Raw genomic sequence first — 17945 nt, 5'->3', positions numbered from 1 at the left:
GAGATCCGCTATGCCGATCGCTCGCATACTCCCTTCACGGGCTACGGTGTGCAGTACGATCGTGGTGGGCAAATCAATACGGATCCTCGCATATTTAGTAAGCTCCTTCGTGAGGGGGAAGATTACTTCGCTTACTCCAGACGTTACGATCGGGGAGTGACGTTCTCTGCGAGCACCACCTACGGCTACGACGGGCGATATATCCTCAATGCCTTGATCAACATGGAGGGCTCAAATGCCTCGGGTCGCAACGCTCGTACCCAATGGCTCCCCACATGGAATATCGGGGGGAAGTGGAACATCGACCGTGAAGCCTTCTTCCATCCCTCAGCTCTACTCTCCCGTCTAGCTCTACGCATGAGCTACGGACTCACGGCTAAGATGAACGAGGAAGCCGTCAATGCCAACTCGGTCTACCAAGGCACGACGACCACACCTCGCCGCTATCAGGATCGGGAGAATGCTCTGCGCATTCGCCACCTAGAGAACCGTGACCTCACTTGGGAAAAGATGTACGAGCTCAACCTGGGCCTCGAGACAGCTTGGGCTGGAGACCGTGTGCGGGCTACGGTGGATCTCTACCAGCGCAATGCCTTTGACCTCATTGACCTCGTCCGCACATCCGGTATCGGGGGACAGTACTACAAGTATGCCAACTTCGGGGATATGCGCACTCAGGGGATCGAGCTATCCCTCAGCACGACGAACATAGAGACGAAGGAGCTCTCGTGGAGCAGCAGCCTTACCCTTAGCCTCATGAACCAGAAGATAACGAGACTGCGTAATACCCCGAATGCCCTAGACATGGTCGCAGGACGTGGCAGGGGAAATCTCGTAGGCTATCCTAAGGGTTCGCTCTTCTCTTACAACTTCCAGGGGCTGAACAGTCACGGGCTTCCCACCTTTGACTTTGGGCTCTACCCTACCAATCGTACGCAGGATGCCAACGTGTACAGTGCGGACTTCAGCGACACGCAGTACACCAAGAGCTACCTCACCTATCACGGGCCTATCGAGCCACAGATCATCGGCGGACTATCGAACACGCTGCGCTACAGACAGTGGGATCTCTCCCTCTTCGTCACGGCGCAGGCTGGCAATAAGATCCGACTCAACCCCACCTTCGACCCCACCTTCGCTGACCTCAATGTCTTCTCTGGGGAATACCGTGATCGTTGGATGAACCCTGGAGACGAACAGCGCACCGATGTCCCTACCATCCCTTCGCAGGATCTGATCAATGCTGTCGGTAGGGAGAATATTGAGCGTGCCTATAGCACCTACAACTACTCCCAGCTACGCGTCGCCGATGGGAGCTTCGTACGTCTGAAGCATGTCTCGCTGGGCTATCGGGTCTCCGAGGCCTTCGCTAAAAAGCTTCGCCTACACTCGGCTAAGCTACAGCTTAGTCTGACGAACCCCTTCCTCATCTACTCCGACAAGCGTCTACGTGGACAGGACCCTGAGTATTATCGTGCAGGTGGGGTATCCCTCCCTACCCCTAGACAGTACACACTCTCGCTACAGATAGGATTCTAAGGTAGCGGGAGGAGGCTACAGGCTCCCCCTATGGCGGGGCACCTACCACCCTACAGTACGTATAGACAATGATGATAAAGCGATCACTACTACTCGTCTCCTTCGCCCTCCTGCTCGGGAGCTGCCAAGGATACCTAGATAAGAACCCCGATGCTGCCCTGGACATCAGCATAGACACCGAGGAGAAGCTCCAGGAGCTCCTCACGGGAGCCTATCCTACGGCCAGCTACATCCCCTTCCTAGAGCCCCGTACAGACAATGTGGAGGAGCGCGTCAATGGTATCCAGTCCCGCCTAGGGGAGTCCATGTACCTCTGGGAGGATTACGACCAAGAGGATCTGGATACACCGCTCAGCTACTGGCGGGAGTGCTACCGAGGGATCGCCCAGGCCAACAAGGCTCTGGAGCTCCTCTCGACCTTCCCCAAGAATGAGCGCACACGTGCCCTCTATGGCGAGGCCTTCCTCCTAAGGGCTTACCTGCATTTCATGCTCGTGAATATATGGGCAGAGCCCTACGGACGCTCCACTTCCAGCCCGGGCATACCCTATCTAACTAAGCCCGAGAAGCACGCCTTCGTGAACTACAAGCGTGGGACAGTCGAGGGGGTATATGCCCAGATCGAGCAAGACCTCAAGCGGGGTATCTCCCTCGTCTCTGACCGCTACTATCGGCAGCCGAAGTACCACTTCTCCAAGAGAGCTGCCTATGCCTTCGCCTCCCGCTTCTACCTCATGAAGGGGGACTGGAAGCAGTGTATCGCCTATGCTGACTACGTGCTAGGCAATGCCCCAGGAGCCACACTACGTCCGTGGATCAGCTATCAGGAGCAGCTGGAGGGTCGCAGGGAGCGACTGCACGAGATCTACTGCTCTCCCCAGACGGCGGCTAACCTGATGCTTGCCTCCACCGAGTCCCGTCTCTCCCGATCAATCGCCACCGATCGCTATGGGGCAACTGTGGGGATCGTGGACAAGATCTTCAAGCGAAAGACCATCAAGGATGACGACCAGTCGGGAGATGCTACCCTTATCTACCCCTTCGTCTTTGCCCCCGAGCCCTATCGCACGACTCGCTATCTAGCTAAGTTCGACGAGCGGGCCACCCAGCAGGAGACCTCCGAGGTACACCCCCGAGGGCTAGCAGTGACCAATGTCCTCTTCACTACGGACGAAGTCCTACTCAATCGTATGGAGGCCTACACCATGCTCGGCGAGTATGATCGTGCTATCCTAGACCTCAAGACCTATACACTGAGCAAGCTCGGCTATGAGCCAGCTGTCCCGAATGATAGCTACACGCAGGGCTCTACCTCCGACTATGCACTCTATGCACCCTTCTATGGGCTTACGGTACGTCAGCTACCGATGATACGGACGATACTACACTTCCGACAGATGGAATTCTTCGAGGAGGGACTACGTTGGTTTGACCTGAGGCGGTTCAACATCGAGGTCACACGTAGCTCCAAGAGCAGCTTCTACCGTCCCCTCAAGAAGGATGACCCTCGCCAGTGTCTCCAGCTCCCCACCGAAGCGATTACCTCAGGGCTAGAACCCAATCCAAGGGAGGGCAACAACCATCGTATACGTCACTAAGCATCCCCCAACGATGATGAAACAATCCATATACCTCACCCTCTCACTTGCCCTCTGCTTGACCCTAGCCTCTTGCTCGGGAGATAAGCTCAGCAAAGAGAGCGTCCTGCCCCCAGTGAGCGAGCAGAGGAGCGAGCTAGATCGCTGGTGCCAGGAGCACATTACTCGCCCCTACCAGGCCGAGGTGATCTATAGATGGGATCGCAACCATGCGGAGCGATCTACCCACACCTATCCCCCACGCATGGAGCAGGTACGCCCTGTGCTCGAGGCTCTGGAAGCGACAGTACTTAGCCTCTACCGAGACAAGAAGTTCTTCACCAGCAGTGACTTCATCCCTGCCCACCCTCTACTACGCATTTACCTCTACGGTGGCGCAAACAGAGACGGACAAGGCGTAGATCTGCTCTTCAACCGCAAGGCTCCCTCCATCGAGCTATACATCTATAATGTAGATACCTTCTCCCCCACTAGTCAGGTGGAGGTGTACCGTCTCATCCGCAGTGCCCAGCACCAGATCGGCCGACACCTCATGACCATACACCCCTACGACCATGACCGCTTCCTATCGTTGGGGCCAGACCGCTACAGCTCGACCACTGAGCCCTTTGCCGATGCCTATCGTAGCTATGAAAAGTCAGGGAGACTGAGAGAAGGTCTTGGTCTGAACCGCTACGCCTACAGCAGGGGCTTTTACTCCATCCTCGGGATGCTGGGTGCACGCGAAGATCTAGCAGAGATGTACAGCGTCACACTCACCGAGACCCCCGCAACCATTACTCAGGCAGAGCAGGATGCTGCTGTCCCTGATGATGCAAACGGTGATGAGGATGCCAAGCGTCGCTATGCTGAGGAAGCAAAGGTGGCTCATGAAACCTTCGTACAGAAGCGAGCCTTCCTCTCCAAGTATATCGAGGAGGCTTGGCGCATACCACTCCAACGCCTCCAGCTCCAGAGCCTGCAGCTCATGAACCAGTATCTCGACAAGCATCATGCGACACAGCCTTAGCCTCACCTTCGCTCTAGGGGTAAGTATCCTCCTAGGCGCATGCTCGAGGGACAATAAGATATTCCCCACCACACCTACCGAGCGAAGCCTTGCACGACAAGACTCCCTCAGGGAGGTATTGATCTCTGCTCCCCAGGGATGGGAAGCCCTTTATTTTCCTAAGACGGATTCCCTGCTCTTCACTAACCCGAAGGAGGAGATCGACCAGCATAAGTTCCCCAACCAACTCGGCTACGGAGGCTTCTACTATCAGATGACCTTTCACCGGGATGGTACACTTGACCTACAAGGGGACTACACCGATGGCTCTGCCAAGGCCGTCCAAAAGTCTACCTATGAACTTGGTCAGGCTGCCTATACTCGCCTAAGCTTCACTACTGGTAGCTACCTCACCCAGCTGATTGGGGAGCGATACGAGGGGGAGCTGGACTTCCTCTTCCGAGGCACCGATGCCGACGGACAGCTGGTCTTCGAGAGTCCTCGTACGACGGAGCCCGCACGCTCCTACTTCGTCCTGCGTAGAGTCGCCAAGGACGCAGACCGCTCAGCTCGCCTCAGCCGTGCCGAGGAACATCGTAAAGCCTTTGAGAAAATGCGCAACCCTCAGATACGGATCTATCAGGGAGGTCGTACGCTCTTCCTAAGCAACTATATAATGAAGTATAGTACGAGGAATGAGCTCACCTCCTACGGACGTAACCTCGTCTCCCAGCGCTATGCACTCTTTGCGGCTGTTAGTCGTAAAGCCTTGATCCCCGATGGACCTCCCCAAGGGATCGTTGGGCTAGGATCGGGCTATGTGGGCACCCCCGAGGGGCTCACCTTCCTCACTGGTATCCGTTATAGTTCGAAGTACGTCTTCTCGGACTTTGAGCGCAAGGGAGACCGCTTCTTTGCCGAGCTTGTCGAGGTCTACGATGCTCCCTATCGCACGAGACGTCTGGTGAGCCGCCACCTGCACCCCGAGGGACAAGAGACCGGTATCATAGCCGAGCTATACGATGATCCCAATGCCACTCATGACTACTACTAATACGGTCACCACGATGAATAGACTTCTAAAGAGCCTCGTATGGCTCACAGCACTCGCCCTCGTAGGGTGCAAGCATGCTCCGATAGACTATCCCGTGGAGGACTATGATAAGCTCTTCCCATTCCGTGGGGTAGAGCGTCCAGACGGTCGCTATGAAGATATGACGATCCTCTCGGGTAACCCCGAAATGACACCCCGTACCTTCGTCTATCCAGGTGTGACGCTTCCTGGCACACCTCGCACCTACAGAGTCACCTTGACCTACTCCTTCAGCGAACCAGCGGATCTCCATCAAGGGGGGCTGCGCAAGCAGAGCGAAGTACGCTCACGCTGTGTCGTACGCTATGTCGGGGCAGACAAGCTACTGCATGAGCTGGGTACGGAGAAGACCCTCCAGAGCCCCAACTTGATCCCCAATGACGGGAAGGAGCATACCCAGACACTGACACTTAGCTCAGGTCAGCCCCTTTTCCTCCTCGTCAATGGCACAGCTGCCCGTGGCTCCACGATCCACGTTTCCCTACAAGCTGTCTCCACCGATGGTATCTTCGCCACACCGACACTAGAGACACGTCAGACACAGAACTACGATGAGGGTGAGGCACGTCTGCCTGCACCCTTCTGCAAGTACCTCATACTCCCTTAGTGCAAATGAAGCCTTATACCTCGATCCGCTCTTGGGCACTCCTCTTGGCACTCACCGCTCTCACTCCTGCCTGCTCACGCTGGGAAGGTGAGGTGGTCGAGAGCCAATACCAGGCTCCACTCGTCCCCGATCCCACCTACACGTTTCAGCGTCAGGGTACGAGCAGTGTAGACCTACTCCTACCTCAGCAAGCTGCTTCTGCCTCTGAGACCCTTTACTCACGATTCCTTCGCACGGCCTATATACTCAATGGTGCACGTTGGCAGGAACTCAAGCAGCTCTTTGCCCAAGGGGGTAACAATGAGATTGCCCTAGAGCCTCTCATCGCTTCCTCCGCTCGGCAGAGTAAGTATCGCTCAGCGATCCAGTCGGACTTCGCTCAGATCCTAGACGATGTACGCAGGGCTGCTGGTTATGATGGAGACACGTATGCTACGGAGCGGTATAACCGCAGAGCCAGCAAAGGACAAACAGGATTTATCGGCTACAACCAAGGGGACAACGATCGCTTCTTCGTCACTACCGATGGCTTCGCTCCCTCGGAGCTTTACCGAGGGATGACCTTAGGTGCGGTGTACCTAGACAAGGCTCTTGGGGAATACCTTGACGAGAAGTTCCTCACCGATAAGACGCTTATCCAAGCACACGAAGCCCCACAGCTTGTCCCAGGGCACAGCTACACGGCACTAGAGCATACGTGGGATCTTGCCTATGGCTACTACCTACAAGCCCAGAAGCTCCTCCAGTCAAACAGCCTCACGGGACTAAGGGGATCGGAGACGAAGCTCTTCAATGCCTTTGCTCTAGGTCGCCTCGCTATCACCGAGTACCGTTACGAGGAGGCTCTATCGCACCTACGTAGTATCCGTGCCCTACTTGCACAGGCTGTCGCTGCTCGAGCCCTAGAGGAACTCGTGGGAAGGAATACCCTAGCCAACCTCAACGAACGCCCCGAGGATGCCTTCCGCTTTATCTCACGGGGTGTCGGCTACCTCTACGCTCTGCAGTTCACACGTCGCCCTAGTGGTGAGCCCTACCTTTCCCATGAAGAGGTCAAGAGTCTCATCGCTTCCCTCAAGGCGGGAGAAGGGCTGTGGGACAGCTCGCTTAGGGAGCGCCTAGACAAGGTCGCCCGTAGTCTCTCCTCGACCTTTGCCCTCAGTCTCCCTACAAGGCTCTAAGCCCTCCCCTCTCCTAGATACCCCAAAATGATCCTATAACAAGACAATGATACAGACTAGATTCAGAAACGCCACCCTAGCGCTAGCACTCCTCTTAGGTAGTGCGAGCCTATGGGGGCAAGCGAGCCGAAATAGGCCTGCGACTCGTCCCGAGACAGTAGGGGCAAGTATCCTCCCCAATGGAGGTCTCGAAGACCCCGCTGCCACTGCCCTTCCTCCCAAGCCTACCCGTCCAAGTGACTACCCCGAGGAATGCATCCCGAGGACACCCGACGATGTCTTCTACGAGGACGAAGATGCGAAGGAGGGAGGGATCTATGAGAAGATCCTAGACTATGGTGACCAGCATGGCATCGAATACTCAGAAGAGCAGATCGGGAGGTTCAAAGCCTTTGTCGATGCCTACGTTGCCTACCTAAAGGCGCTGCAGGCATTTGAGAAAGCTCGCCCTACGGGCTGGTGGCTCTATCCCTCACAGAGTACCACATCCAGCAACCAGTTTGCCCGCACCTTCAGTGGTGCACATAGCGGGAAGGCTGCGATGAGAATCTCGGGCTACTTCAGTGTCGATCATCAGATATATACCTATCCCGATCCCCTATCCGTCCGACAGAAGGCTAAGTACCTCGTCTCCTACTGGTACCGAGGCAACCTCCCCAAGTCCAGCGAAGGAGCTAATCGCACGGCCGCCAAGCTAGCTGTCGTCAAGATCAAGTGGATCCCTAAGGCAGGTAAGGCTCTGAAGCTCGAGGGCACAGAGCTAGCTCCCGTTGGTACCCCTTGGGTAGATGCTCGGGAGGCTGGGAATAAGTATGCCAAGGATGGTTTCTTCAATCAGCTCATCGGCATGGACCTTAGAGGTAGTGAGATGAATACTTGGAAAGAGAAGTACATGATCGTCGAAGCCCCAGAGAACGCTGAGAAGATGACCTTCGAGCTGGTATTCCAAAGTAACGAGAGAGACATCGCCAACTACCTCCTAGAGTTTGACGATCTCTCCATGACACTCATCAAGGGCGCAGAAGGCGAGGATCAGCCCTCCAAGCCCAAGCCCAATGTCCCCACTACTCCCACTCGCCTTCCCCAGCCCTACCTCCAGCGGGAGTGTAGCCTCTCTTGGCCCGCCAGCGAGCTAAAGAACGCAACCTATGAACTAGAGCTCGTGCAGAAGCGGGGGAAGAACGTCCTCAGCACTAAGACGCTCTCTACCGACAAGACCACCTACCTCCTCGAGGGACTAGAGCCCGGATACACCTATACGGTACGCCTAAGAGCTCTAGCCGATGGTGTGTACTCCGAGTACTCACTTCCCCTCGACCTCGAGACGCAGGCTCTAGGGGAGTTCCCAGGTGGGCAGATTCCCTTCCTCTACTGGATCGGTGAGGATGGCTCGTGTCCTCTGCGCCTACCCCTCCATTATATGGAGCTAAGTAATCCTCAGGCCAAGTGCCTCTATTACATAGATGACGTCCTCACCGAACCCGAAGGACGCATCCTCGTCTTCCCCTCCACGGGCGAACATACGCTCCGTGTACAGATCGTAGAGGCTCCCGACCGCACTTGGGAGCTAGAGTACCTCGTCACCGTCAAGTAAAGTCCTGAGATGAAAAAGATTATAACCCTACTTAGCCTGCTCCTCTTCTTTGCCTCTTGTCACAAGGAGAGTGACCGCCCCGTCACCCCTCTACGTCTCGGCGAGGATGATCCCAAGGAGCTACAGGTTACTCAGTCTGAGACACGGATGATCCTCCTCAAGGGTGGCGATGGGAAGTACTCCGCCACCATCGAGGATGCCCGTATCGCCTCCTCCAGCATTAGCCGGGACACCCTTCGGGTCTCTGGGATACTCTATGGAGAGACTTCGCTCACCATCCGCTCCCACGATGAAGTACGTCGTGTGCGGGTGAAGGTCGTCCCCCCACCCTTCGCTTCCAACGAAGACGTCGTGACCCTACACCCTGGAGATAATGTGCAGACCCTCAGCCTCTCTGGTGGAGGTGCACGTGCCACCCTCAATATCGAAGACCCAGAGAAGGCGGCAGACATCCAATGGGAAGCCTCCTCGGGTCTCGTCAAGATCAAGGCCAAGTATGAAGGGGACATCAAGCTCATCGCTACCAGCGAAGACCGCAAGACCACTAAGGAAATCCTCATCAAGGTACGCTGTGTCGGTACGGCTGACCGCCTAGGGATCTACATGACCAATTCCCGTCAGCTCAGTCAGCTCTTTCCCTGTCGAATTGTAGCACGGCGTGAGGGGCAGTATGTCCGCTTTAGCGAGAACTCTAACCCCATCCTGCGCACGAAAAGTGGATTGACGCCTGGGGCTCGCATCAACAGAGCTCTCACGCTCTCCCCCGAGATCGTAAGCCCAGTAGTCGGCGAAGCTCGTAAGGTCAAGATCGGATGGCTTGATGCCGAAGCCCTCTACCAGGGACACCCACTCAAGCGTGAAGGTGAGTACACGGTCTACGTCGAGGAAGTAAGGGATCGCCAAGTCGTGCTCCGAGGGCAAGGCTTCAAGATCGTCTCGCCTTACCGCAAGGGCTAGTTCAGACAGCCCCGCCCCTCGCCCCCGTTCTACCCCACTTCATCAGCACCTCCCTCAGTAGCATGGACTCTGAGGGAGGTACTCTCTCTTGTCCCCCCGAGCTCTATCGTCTAGCTATCTACTACCCCGCAGGGCTCTCGGTAAGAACGCCTCCGTCACCTTACATAGGTGATGGGGGCGTTCATTATAGGAGCGTAGAGACGCTCTCGGTATGTTCGTTTTGGGGGCTCTCAGTATGTTCGTTTTGCCCCTCTTTCCCCCCTCTAGGATACCCTGCTTACCCCAGGGCTGACGCATGAAATCACTATAGTGCGAGGGCTAGGTCATCAAGGAGTATACGCCGAAGATAGAAGTATCTATGTCCTAGTCTAGATATGCCATGCGAATACCTCTTACCTAGGAGGGATAAGTATACACGTGTGTACACTACTGTATACCCACGTGTACACAACTGTATACACGCGTGTACACTACCTCGCTCTAAGTATATCCTCTGTAGGGCTCGCTTGTATGTATATTCCTTGGGGATAATGCCTAGGATCTTTAGTGATGGGTTAAGGCTCCCCGGGATATGAAATGATACCCCCGGAGATCCAAAGGCAGGAGTGTGCGAGCGAGATCATACGTCGGCCCTGCTGCTTACCCCCCGTGGTATACCTGAGAGGCAGGACATCCCCTACGCCGTGGCTATCGGAGCTGTGGGGATGACTCAGCGCAGACTAGACTCAGCGAACCCGACTCTAGCCCAGTGCGGATAGCCGTCGGGATAAGCTTCGTCGCTAGTTCGATAAGTCTCCTTCGGTGGAGATGGAGGCATAGTTTGATTATCTTTGTACCTTTAACTGGGACAAACTATATATACTGAGCTTTGGCAACAACGAGATCGGGGTATCCCTCCCCCGCATATATACTAGAGGAAAAGCGTCTGCGGGACAACCTAGCACTCATTCGCAATGTAGCGGAGCGGGCTGGGGTGGAGATTATTCTTGCCTTCAAGGCGTATGCCCTGTGGCGTACCTTCCCGATCATCCGAGAGTATGTACCCACGAGTACGGCCAGCTCCATATGGGAGGCGCAGCTAGCCTATGAGGAGATGGGGGCACGAGCCCACACCTTCTCCCCCGCCTACACGGAGGAGGAATTCCCGACACTGCTACGCTATAGCTCGCACATCACCTTCAACTCCCTCTCACAGATCGAGCGTATGCGTCCGCGGATGCCTCGGGACGGGAGTACGTCCTTCGGCCTTCGGATTAACCCCGAGTACTCGGCCGTAGAGACGGATCTATATAATCCCTGTGCCCCCGGCTCACGCTTCGGAGTCCCCGCTAGTGAGCTGACCACACTGCCCGAGGGGATCGAGGGACTGCACTTCCATTCCCTCTGTGAGGGGTCAGCCGAAGACCTAGAGCAGACACTCGGGATCATCGAGCGCAACTTTGCCCACATCCTCCCTCAGATCAAGTGGCTCAACATGGGCGGGGGACACCTGATGACTCGTCAGGGCTATGACGTAGAGCATCTGATCGCTGTCCTGCGTGCATTCAGAGAGCGTCACCCGCATCTGCACCTGATACTAGAGCCAGGGAGTGCCTTCGCTTGGCAGGCAGGCTTCCTCACCAGTAGCATTGTAGACATCGTGGAGCATCACGGGATACGTACGGCTATCGTAGACGTATCCTTCACCTGCCACATGCCTGACTGCCTGGAGATGCCTTACCAGCCTGCTATCCGAGGGGCTAGGAGTACAAGTGAGCACCGCCCCGAGGCATACAGCTACCGCATCGGCGGGTGTAGCTGTCTGAGTGGTGACTTCGTAGGCTACTGGGAGTTTGACGAGCCACTAGAGGTCGGGCAGGAGATCATCTTCGAGGATATGCTCCACTATACGACCGTCAAGACAACGATGTTCAATGGCATCACGCACCCCCGTATCGCCCTCCTGCGCACCGATGGCACCATCGAGACACTGCGCACCTATACCTACGAGGACTATCGGGAGCGTATGGACTAAAGCGAGACTATTAACCAAATACAAGTAACGAGACAACATGATCTTCGACAAACGTACGGAGTACAAGCCCTTTGAGTATCCCGAGGTGCAGCGGTTCATAGACAACATGAACCGTACCTTCTGGGTGCACTCCGAGGTAGACTTCAGTGACGACATCCAGGACTTCAAGACGCTCCTTAGTGATAGTGAGCGGGAGGTCATCAAGCGCAGTCTGCTGGCTATCGCTCAGGTAGAGGTGACGGTAAAGACCTTCTGGGGCAAGCTCTACGAGTTCCTACCTAAGCCCGAATTCAATGACCTAGGAGCGACATTCAGTGAGTCGGAGTGCCGACACTCCTCGGCCTACGCTCGCCTGCTGGAGGTCGTAGGCTTAGAAGGGGAATTTAAGAAGCTCCTTGAGATCCCCGTCTTCCGACGTAAGCTCGATCTCACAGATGAACATCTAGGGGGAGAGCAGGACTTCATCCATAAGCTCTTCTTCTTCACTATCGTCATAGAGAACTCCTCGCTCTTCTCGCAATTTGCCAACATGGTGGCCTTCTCCCACTTCCGTGGTATCCTCAAGAATACCGCCAACATGGTCTCATGGAGTAGCGTGGATGAGCAGTGCCACGCCGATGCAGGAGTCTATATCATCAATCAGATCTTCCAGGAGTATCCTGACCGACGACTTCCCAGCCAAGAGGTGGAGAGGATGGTAAGGCACTACCTAGCCTATGAGGAGGAGCTCCTAGCCTGGATCTACGAGCCAGGTGAACTGGAGTTTTACTCGCAGGCTGACATGCTTGCCTTCATGAAGCATCGTGTAGATAACGCTCTTACCCAGATGGGCTATCCCAAGGTATATAACATACCGACAGAGGCGTATCTTCCCATGCAGTGGTTCGATGAATATGTCTACGCTAACGACTTAGACGACTTCTTCGCTAAACGCCCAACTGCCTACACTAAGCACGACAAACCCATTACAGCCAATGACCTATTCTAGACAAGAGCCCTGGTGGTACAACGAGGAGTCTAAAGCCGTCCTCGACCGTGGCTATCTACTCAATGGTGAGACCATCCATGACGCTATCGAGCGGATCACGGCCTCCGTATGCCACTACCTAGGAGAGACGGTGGGGACAGAGGAGGTCAAGGAGGCTTTCAAGGATGCTATCTATAAGGGATGGCTATCCCTCTCCTCTCCTATCTGGACGAACGCAGGCACGTCACGTGGCCTGCCGATCTCCTGCCAAGGCTGCTACATCGGCGATAGTATCTCCGACATCACGACCAAGCTAGGTGAGGTGATGATGCACACCAAGCTCGGGGCAGGTACCTCCGCATACTTTGGCAACCTCCGAGGGAGAGGTGCTTCCATTACCAATAATGGGAAGTCCTCAGGTGCTGTGTCTTTCATGAAGCTCTTTGACACGGTAATGACTGTAGTGACCCAAGGGGCACGCCGAGGTTCCTTCGCCGCCTATCTGGACATTGACCACCCCGATATCGAGGAGTTCCTTCGCATCAAGGATATAGGTAGTGACCTACAGAACATCTTCTACGCTGTCTGTGTCCCCGACTACTGGATGGTAGAGATGATCGAGGGGGACGCAGAGAAGAGACGTATCTGGGCTCGTGTGCTGGAGTCTCGTGTGCAGAAGGGACTACCCTATATCTGGTTCAGCGACACGAACAACATCCACAAGCCCGAGATCTACCAGTATCTAGGCTGTAATATTACCCACAGTAACCTCTGTAGCGAGATTGCACTCCCCGACGCAGACAAGGAGACCTTTATCTGCTGTCTCTGCTCGCTGAACCTCGCTCTGTATGACGAATGGAAGGATAGCAACCTCCCCGAGCTAGCGGTGATGTTCCTCGACGGGATCCTCTCGGAGTATATCGCTAAGACTGATGGGAAGAAGTTCCTGAAGTACGCAGCAAACTTCGCCAAGCGCCACCGTGCCATCGGGATCGGTGTCCTCGGATGGCACTCCTATCTACAGAGCAAGATGATCCCCTTCGGCTCCCTAAGAGCCAACGCACTGACCACCGAGATCTTCCGCTCGATACAGGAGAAGACTACGGAGGAGAGCCGCCGTCTAGCCGAGCTCCTTGGCCCTGCCCCCATCTTCGAGGAAGGAGGCTATCCCGGGGTGAAGTACCGCAATACGACTCGTCTAGCGATCGCTCCTACCACCTCCTCATCCTCCATCCTTGGCCAGGTCAGCCCAGGCATAGAGCCCTACTCAAGCAACTACTATAAGGTCGGTCTGGCTAAGGGCAACTTCATCCGCAAGAATATCTACCTTCGTCAGCTCCTAGAGTCGAAGGGGAAGGATACGTATGAGGTATGGCGCGAGATCATGATGAACGCAGGCTCGGTACAGCATCTGGACTTCCTCACCCCCGAGGAGAAGGAGGTCTTCAAGACCTTCCGAGAGATCTCCCAGAAGGACATCATCGTACAGGCCTCTATCCGACAGAAGTTCATCGACCAGTCGCAGAGCCTCAATCTCAACATCCCCCCCGAGATGCCTATCAAGGAGGTGAACCGCCTCATCATCGAGGCCTGGAAGCTCGGCATCAAGGGTCTGTATTACCAGCGGAGCAATAGTGTCTCTAAGGACATGATCACCAACCTAGTCACCTGCACCAGCTGCGAGGCCTAGGAGCCCCCTCACGTCTATCAAGCAAGAACTATGGGACTATTCGGACTATTCTCAAAGAAGAAAAAGGAGAGCCTCGACGAAGGCCTCTCTAAGACCAAGGAAACGGTCTTCTCACGGATCGCTCGTGCCGTCGCAGGGCGCACTACGATCGATGATGACGTACTCGATGAGCTGGAGGACGTACTAGTCACCAGCGACGTAGGCGTAGAGACGACCCTGAAGATCATCCGTCGCATCCAGGAGCGTGTCGCTAGGGACAAGTACGTCTCTACCACGGAGCTCACGGGTATCCTACGGAGCGAGATTGCCGCACTCCTCACCGAGAACGGAGCCAAGGATGGCGAGGAATTTGCCCTGCCACCCTCGGAGCGACGCCCCTACGTCATCATGGTCGTCGGGGTCAATGGTGTCGGCAAGACGACCACCATCGGGAAGCTCGCCTACCAGTTCAAGAAGAACGGCTACAAGGTCATGCTCGGCGCCGGTGACACCTTCCGAGCAGCAGCTATCGAGCAGCTGGACATCTGGGCAGGACGTGTCGGCGTGCCGATCATCAAGCAGCACATGTCTGCCGACCCAGCCTCGGTGGCCTTCGACACGCTCAGTGCTGCGGTAAAGGCAGGCTCTGACGTCGTGATCATCGACACCGCTGGTCGCCTTCATAACAAGGTGGGGCTAATGAACGAACTGACGAAGATCCGCCGTGTCATGCAGAAGGTCATCCCCGAGGCGCCTCAGGAAGTCCTGCTGGTGCTCGATGGGAGCACGGGGCAGAATGCCTTCGAGCAGGCCAAGCAGTTCACGGCAGCTACGGAGGTCAGCGCACTAGCCATCACGAAGCTCGACGGCACCGCCAAGGGCGGGGTCGTCATCGGCATCTCGGATCAATTCAAGATCCCAGTCAAGTACATAGGAATAGGTGAAGGGATCGAAGACCTTCAGCTCTTCCGTAAGAAAGAATTTGTGGACTCCCTATTCGGAGAATGAGAAAGAATCAAGTAGACGTCATCACACTCGGCTGCTCCAAGAACCTAGTAGACTCTGAGCAGCTCATACGCCAGTTCCTCGCCAACGGCTATAAGGTCAATCACAACTCCCCCGCAGTCAATGGGGAGATCGTCGTCCTAAATACGTGCGGCTTCATCGGCGACGCCCAGGAGGAGTCGATCAACATGATCCTCCAGATGGTCGAGGCCAAGAAGTCCGGGCGCATCGGGCAGGTCTATGTCATGGGCTGCCTCACGGAGCGCTTCATGGACGAACTGAAGAAAGAGATCCCCGAGGTAGACGGATACTATGGGAAGTTCAACTGGAAGAACCTCCTCACCGATCTGGGCAAGGCCTACCATCATGACCCGCTAGGGGGCAATAGGAGCATCACAACCCCAGCTCACTATGCCTACATGAAGATCTCGGAGGGCTGTAATCGCAGCTGCTCCTACTGCGCTATACCCATCATCACGGGGAAGCACAAGTCCCGCCCCATGGGCGAACTCGTAGCCGAGGCTGAGGCTCTAGTCGCCTCGGGGGTGAAGGAGATACAGCTCATCGCTCAGGACCTGACCTTCTACGGGCTAGACATCTATCGGCGCAACAGCCTCGCAGAGCTCCTAGAGCGTCTATCGGACGTGCGGGGGCTCGAGTGGCTACGCCTGCACTATGCCTATCCTGCAGACTTCCCTAGAGAGATCCTTAGGGTAATGAGGGAGCGGGAGAACATCTGCAACTACCTCGACATCGCCCTACAGCACATCAGTGACCGTATGCTACGAGCTATGCGTCGCCGAGTGACCAAGGCTGAGACCTACGAGCTCCTGAACGACATCCGTCAGAGTGTCCCGGGTATCCACCTGAGGACAACCCTAATGACGGGACACCCCCAGGAGACAGAAGAGGACTTCGAGGAGCTCATACAGTTTGTCCAGGATATACGCTTTGAGCGCATGGGGGCCTTTGTCTACTCTCATGAGAGTGGCACCTATGCCTACGAACAATATGAAGACCTCATCCCCCTAGCTGTCAAGCAAGACCGCATGGATCGTCTCATGCAAACGCAGGAGCAGATCGCAGGGGCCATCAATGCCGCCAAGGTCGGCCAGACCCTACGCACCCTAATAGATCGTGCCGAGGAGGAGTACTTCGTCGGCCGTACCGAATACGACTCTCCCGAGGTAGACGGAGAGGTGCTCATCGCCCGTAGCGAGCACCCCGGCCTAGAGGTCGGCGCCTTCTATCCCGTGGAGATCCTTTCCGCAGATACATTTGACCTCTACGGGCGCATCCACTAACACACATCACTATGCTACAAGAGGAACTCTGGTCTATACGTCTAGCTGTATCATCCTCTCTACAGCCCACGACTTCCCACCAGCTCTGGGGGACACTTTATTCGCAGATCGAGCAGCGCCTACTCACGGGTGTAGGGATTGCCTTCCCTCACATCGGGGTCTTCACGACTCAGCAGGAGCGGGAGTTCATCGCCCTACTGCCCGATGGACGGCACTTCCTCATCCCTCCCCGCCTGAGTCTAATGATCTACCCTACTCCCTCCATGCCTGGGGGGGAGCGGTCTCTCTCGCTCATCTTCCTCCGAGAGGCGCTCAGCCACACGACGAAGCTGAAGATCGAGTACATCGACAAGTGGATTGACTGCATCCCTCATCTCTGGCTGGACCTACTAGAGGCAGGAGGGTCAGTGACCTGGCCCCGTATCGGGGTCTTCGAGGCCATTCGCTCCGAGGACTCCACGGAGCTGGTCGGCTATGCCTTCACCCCTCATCAGAGCTTCGCAGAGAGCCTCAACAAGCCCTTCTGTATGTTCTCTCCCATAGAGATCCCCGCAGAGCGGATCCAGCAGGGACTAGAGATACGTAGGGTAGAGGGTCTGGAGGAGGCTCGTATCACCCGCCCGATCAAGATCCGCCTACCGAGGGAGGATCATGAGCTCACCCCCGCCTCCCCCCTAGACAGCCCTGTGCCCGAGCCTCAGGTACCCCCCGCCCCCACTCCTACAGAGGATAGGACGGAGCACCATACAGCAGGATCTACAGAGGCTACATCAGAGGCTACGGCGGAGGTCTGCCCACAGCCCGAGAGAGCGGAGGCCACGCCCCCTCAGATGGAGGACGCTCATACCCCCGGGGAGGTGATACCCACCCCAGAGGAAGCTACCCCTATCCCCCCAACGGAGGACTCGACAGCCCCACAGCCCTCTCTCACCCAGAGCCCAGAGGTAGGCTATCCTACACCAAGCCCAGAGGTGGAGAGCGAATTTACCCCGGCCCCCACTCGGGAAGCCGAGGCCACAGTCGGGGGAGCTGCCGAAGAGGGACTACCGACCTTCGAGATCAGCACTGCGACACGTACGCATGAGATGCAGCCAGTGGCCAAGCCCGAGGAACCTGAGACCTTCGAGATTATCCCCAATAGGAGCCCTCAGGAGGAGGATGCTAAGGAGGCGGAGCTCCCCATCTTCACCATCGCACCCACTGTCGAGCCCAGGGAAGGGGGCGAAGAGCCTCACGGAAGCGAGCCCGAGACCTTCGACATCGCCCCCGTAGCGGAGCCCAGCGAGGAGCGCAATGAGAAGCCCCACGGAAGCGAGCCCGAGACCTTCGACATCGCCCCCGTAGCGGAGCCTAGTGAGGAGCACAATGAGAAGTCTCACGGAAGCGAGCCCGAGACCTTCGACATCGCCCCCGTAGCGGAGCCCAGCGA

The 17945-nt window shown here is 56.1% G+C and carries 13 protein-coding genes and 1 pseudogene; all 14 read left to right on the top strand.

The features are described from left to right. Positions 1–1539 (top strand): annotated as a pseudogene (locus QZ170_RS08000) (TonB-dependent receptor); the annotation flags it as partial. A gap of 71 nt (positions 1540–1610) precedes the next feature. Next, positions 1611–3137: a RagB/SusD family nutrient uptake outer membrane protein gene (locus QZ170_RS07995; protein ID WP_297179639.1), complete on the top strand. Its 1527-nt coding sequence runs from the start codon at positions 1611–1613 to the stop codon at positions 3135–3137. A 16-nt stretch (positions 3138–3153) separates the two neighbouring features. Next, positions 3154–4146, top strand: coding sequence for a putative zinc-binding metallopeptidase (locus tag QZ170_RS07990; RefSeq protein ID WP_297179633.1), 993 nt, complete (start codon positions 3154–3156; stop codon positions 4144–4146). Beyond that, positions 4130–5179 (top strand): DUF4302 domain-containing protein, encoded by a 1050-nt coding sequence (locus QZ170_RS07985; protein WP_297179631.1) that lies wholly within the window; start codon positions 4130–4132, stop codon positions 5177–5179. Before QZ170_RS07990 ends, QZ170_RS07985 begins: the two co-directional genes overlap by 17 nt. Positions 5180–5192: 13 nt before the next feature. Continuing rightward, complete coding sequence (locus QZ170_RS07980; RefSeq protein WP_297179628.1) at positions 5193–5825, top strand: hypothetical protein; 633 nt, start codon at positions 5193–5195, stop codon at positions 5823–5825. Positions 5826–5830: 5 nt separating this feature from the next. Beyond that, entirely contained in the window at positions 5831–7006 is a 1176-nt protein-coding gene (locus QZ170_RS07975) for a DUF4856 domain-containing protein (RefSeq protein WP_297179625.1), read from the top strand. A 46-nt stretch (positions 7007–7052) separates the two neighbouring features. Further along, positions 7053–8600, top strand: a complete 1548-nt coding sequence (locus QZ170_RS07970) for a fibronectin type III domain-containing protein (RefSeq protein WP_297179622.1) — start codon at positions 7053–7055, stop codon at positions 8598–8600. A 9-nt stretch (positions 8601–8609) separates the two neighbouring features. After that, the gene (locus QZ170_RS07965; protein WP_297179620.1) at positions 8610–9557 is read left to right on the top strand and encodes a hypothetical protein; all 948 of its coding nucleotides are present in this window, start codon (positions 8610–8612) and stop codon (positions 9555–9557) included. 868 nt (positions 9558–10425) lie between these two features. Beyond that, positions 10426–11571, top strand: coding sequence for a carboxynorspermidine decarboxylase (gene nspC, locus QZ170_RS07960; protein WP_297179617.1), 1146 nt, complete (start codon positions 10426–10428; stop codon positions 11569–11571). Between the two features lie 37 nt (positions 11572–11608). Continuing rightward, positions 11609–12559, top strand: a complete 951-nt coding sequence (locus tag QZ170_RS07955; protein ID WP_297179614.1) for a ribonucleotide-diphosphate reductase subunit beta — start codon at positions 11609–11611, stop codon at positions 12557–12559. After that, positions 12546–14228 carry a ribonucleoside-diphosphate reductase subunit alpha gene (locus QZ170_RS07950; RefSeq protein ID WP_297179611.1) on the top strand — a complete coding sequence of 561 codons (1683 nt, stop codon included), beginning with the start codon at positions 12546–12548 and terminating at the stop codon, positions 14226–14228. The genes QZ170_RS07955 and QZ170_RS07950 overlap by 14 nt, the downstream gene beginning before the upstream one ends. A 30-nt stretch (positions 14229–14258) precedes the next feature. Then, the gene (gene ftsY / locus QZ170_RS07945) at positions 14259–15215 is read left to right on the top strand and encodes a signal recognition particle-docking protein FtsY (protein ID WP_297179609.1); all 957 of its coding nucleotides are present in this window, start codon (positions 14259–14261) and stop codon (positions 15213–15215) included. Then, entirely contained in the window at positions 15212–16516 is a 1305-nt protein-coding gene (gene rimO, locus QZ170_RS07940) for a 30S ribosomal protein S12 methylthiotransferase RimO (protein ID WP_297179605.1), read from the top strand. Before ftsY ends, rimO begins: the two co-directional genes overlap by 4 nt. An 11-nt stretch (positions 16517–16527) precedes the next feature. Next, positions 16528–17945, top strand: a 1418-nt coding sequence (locus tag QZ170_RS07935) for a hypothetical protein (protein WP_297179603.1), incomplete at its 3' end; no start/stop codon positions are given.

This window comes from uncultured Porphyromonas sp. (genome assembly GCF_905372525.1).
Taxonomy (GTDB): domain Bacteria; phylum Bacteroidota; class Bacteroidia; order Bacteroidales; family Porphyromonadaceae; genus Porphyromonas.
Note: the sequence above shows the minus strand (reverse complement) of the source record. Positions and strands in the feature narration are given on the sequence as shown.

Bases quoted from the DNA above. Each gene is read 5' to 3' on its own strand.
- QZ170_RS07980 (WP_297179628.1), top strand. From the start codon at position 5,193: ATGAATAGACTTCTAAAGAGCCTCGTATGGCTCACAGCACTCGCCCTC.
- QZ170_RS07970 (WP_297179622.1), top strand. From the start codon at position 7,053: ATGATACAGACTAGATTCAGAAACGCCACCCTAGCGCTAGCACTCCTC.
- rimO (WP_297179605.1), top strand. From the start codon at position 15,212: ATGAGAAAGAATCAAGTAGACGTCATCACACTCGGCTGCTCCAAGAAC.
- QZ170_RS07975 (WP_297179625.1), top strand. From the start codon at position 5,831: ATGAAGCCTTATACCTCGATCCGCTCTTGGGCACTCCTCTTGGCACTC.
- QZ170_RS07985 (WP_297179631.1), top strand. From the start codon at position 4,130: ATGCGACACAGCCTTAGCCTCACCTTCGCTCTAGGGGTAAGTATCCTC.
- QZ170_RS07950 (WP_297179611.1), top strand. From the start codon at position 12,546: ATGACCTATTCTAGACAAGAGCCCTGGTGGTACAACGAGGAGTCTAAA.
- QZ170_RS07990 (WP_297179633.1), top strand. From the start codon at position 3,154: ATGAAACAATCCATATACCTCACCCTCTCACTTGCCCTCTGCTTGACC.
- QZ170_RS07995 (WP_297179639.1), top strand. From the start codon at position 1,611: ATGATAAAGCGATCACTACTACTCGTCTCCTTCGCCCTCCTGCTCGGG.
- ftsY (WP_297179609.1), top strand. From the start codon at position 14,259: ATGGGACTATTCGGACTATTCTCAAAGAAGAAAAAGGAGAGCCTCGAC.
- QZ170_RS07955 (WP_297179614.1), top strand. From the start codon at position 11,609: ATGATCTTCGACAAACGTACGGAGTACAAGCCCTTTGAGTATCCCGAG.
- QZ170_RS07965 (WP_297179620.1), top strand. From the start codon at position 8,610: ATGAAAAAGATTATAACCCTACTTAGCCTGCTCCTCTTCTTTGCCTCT.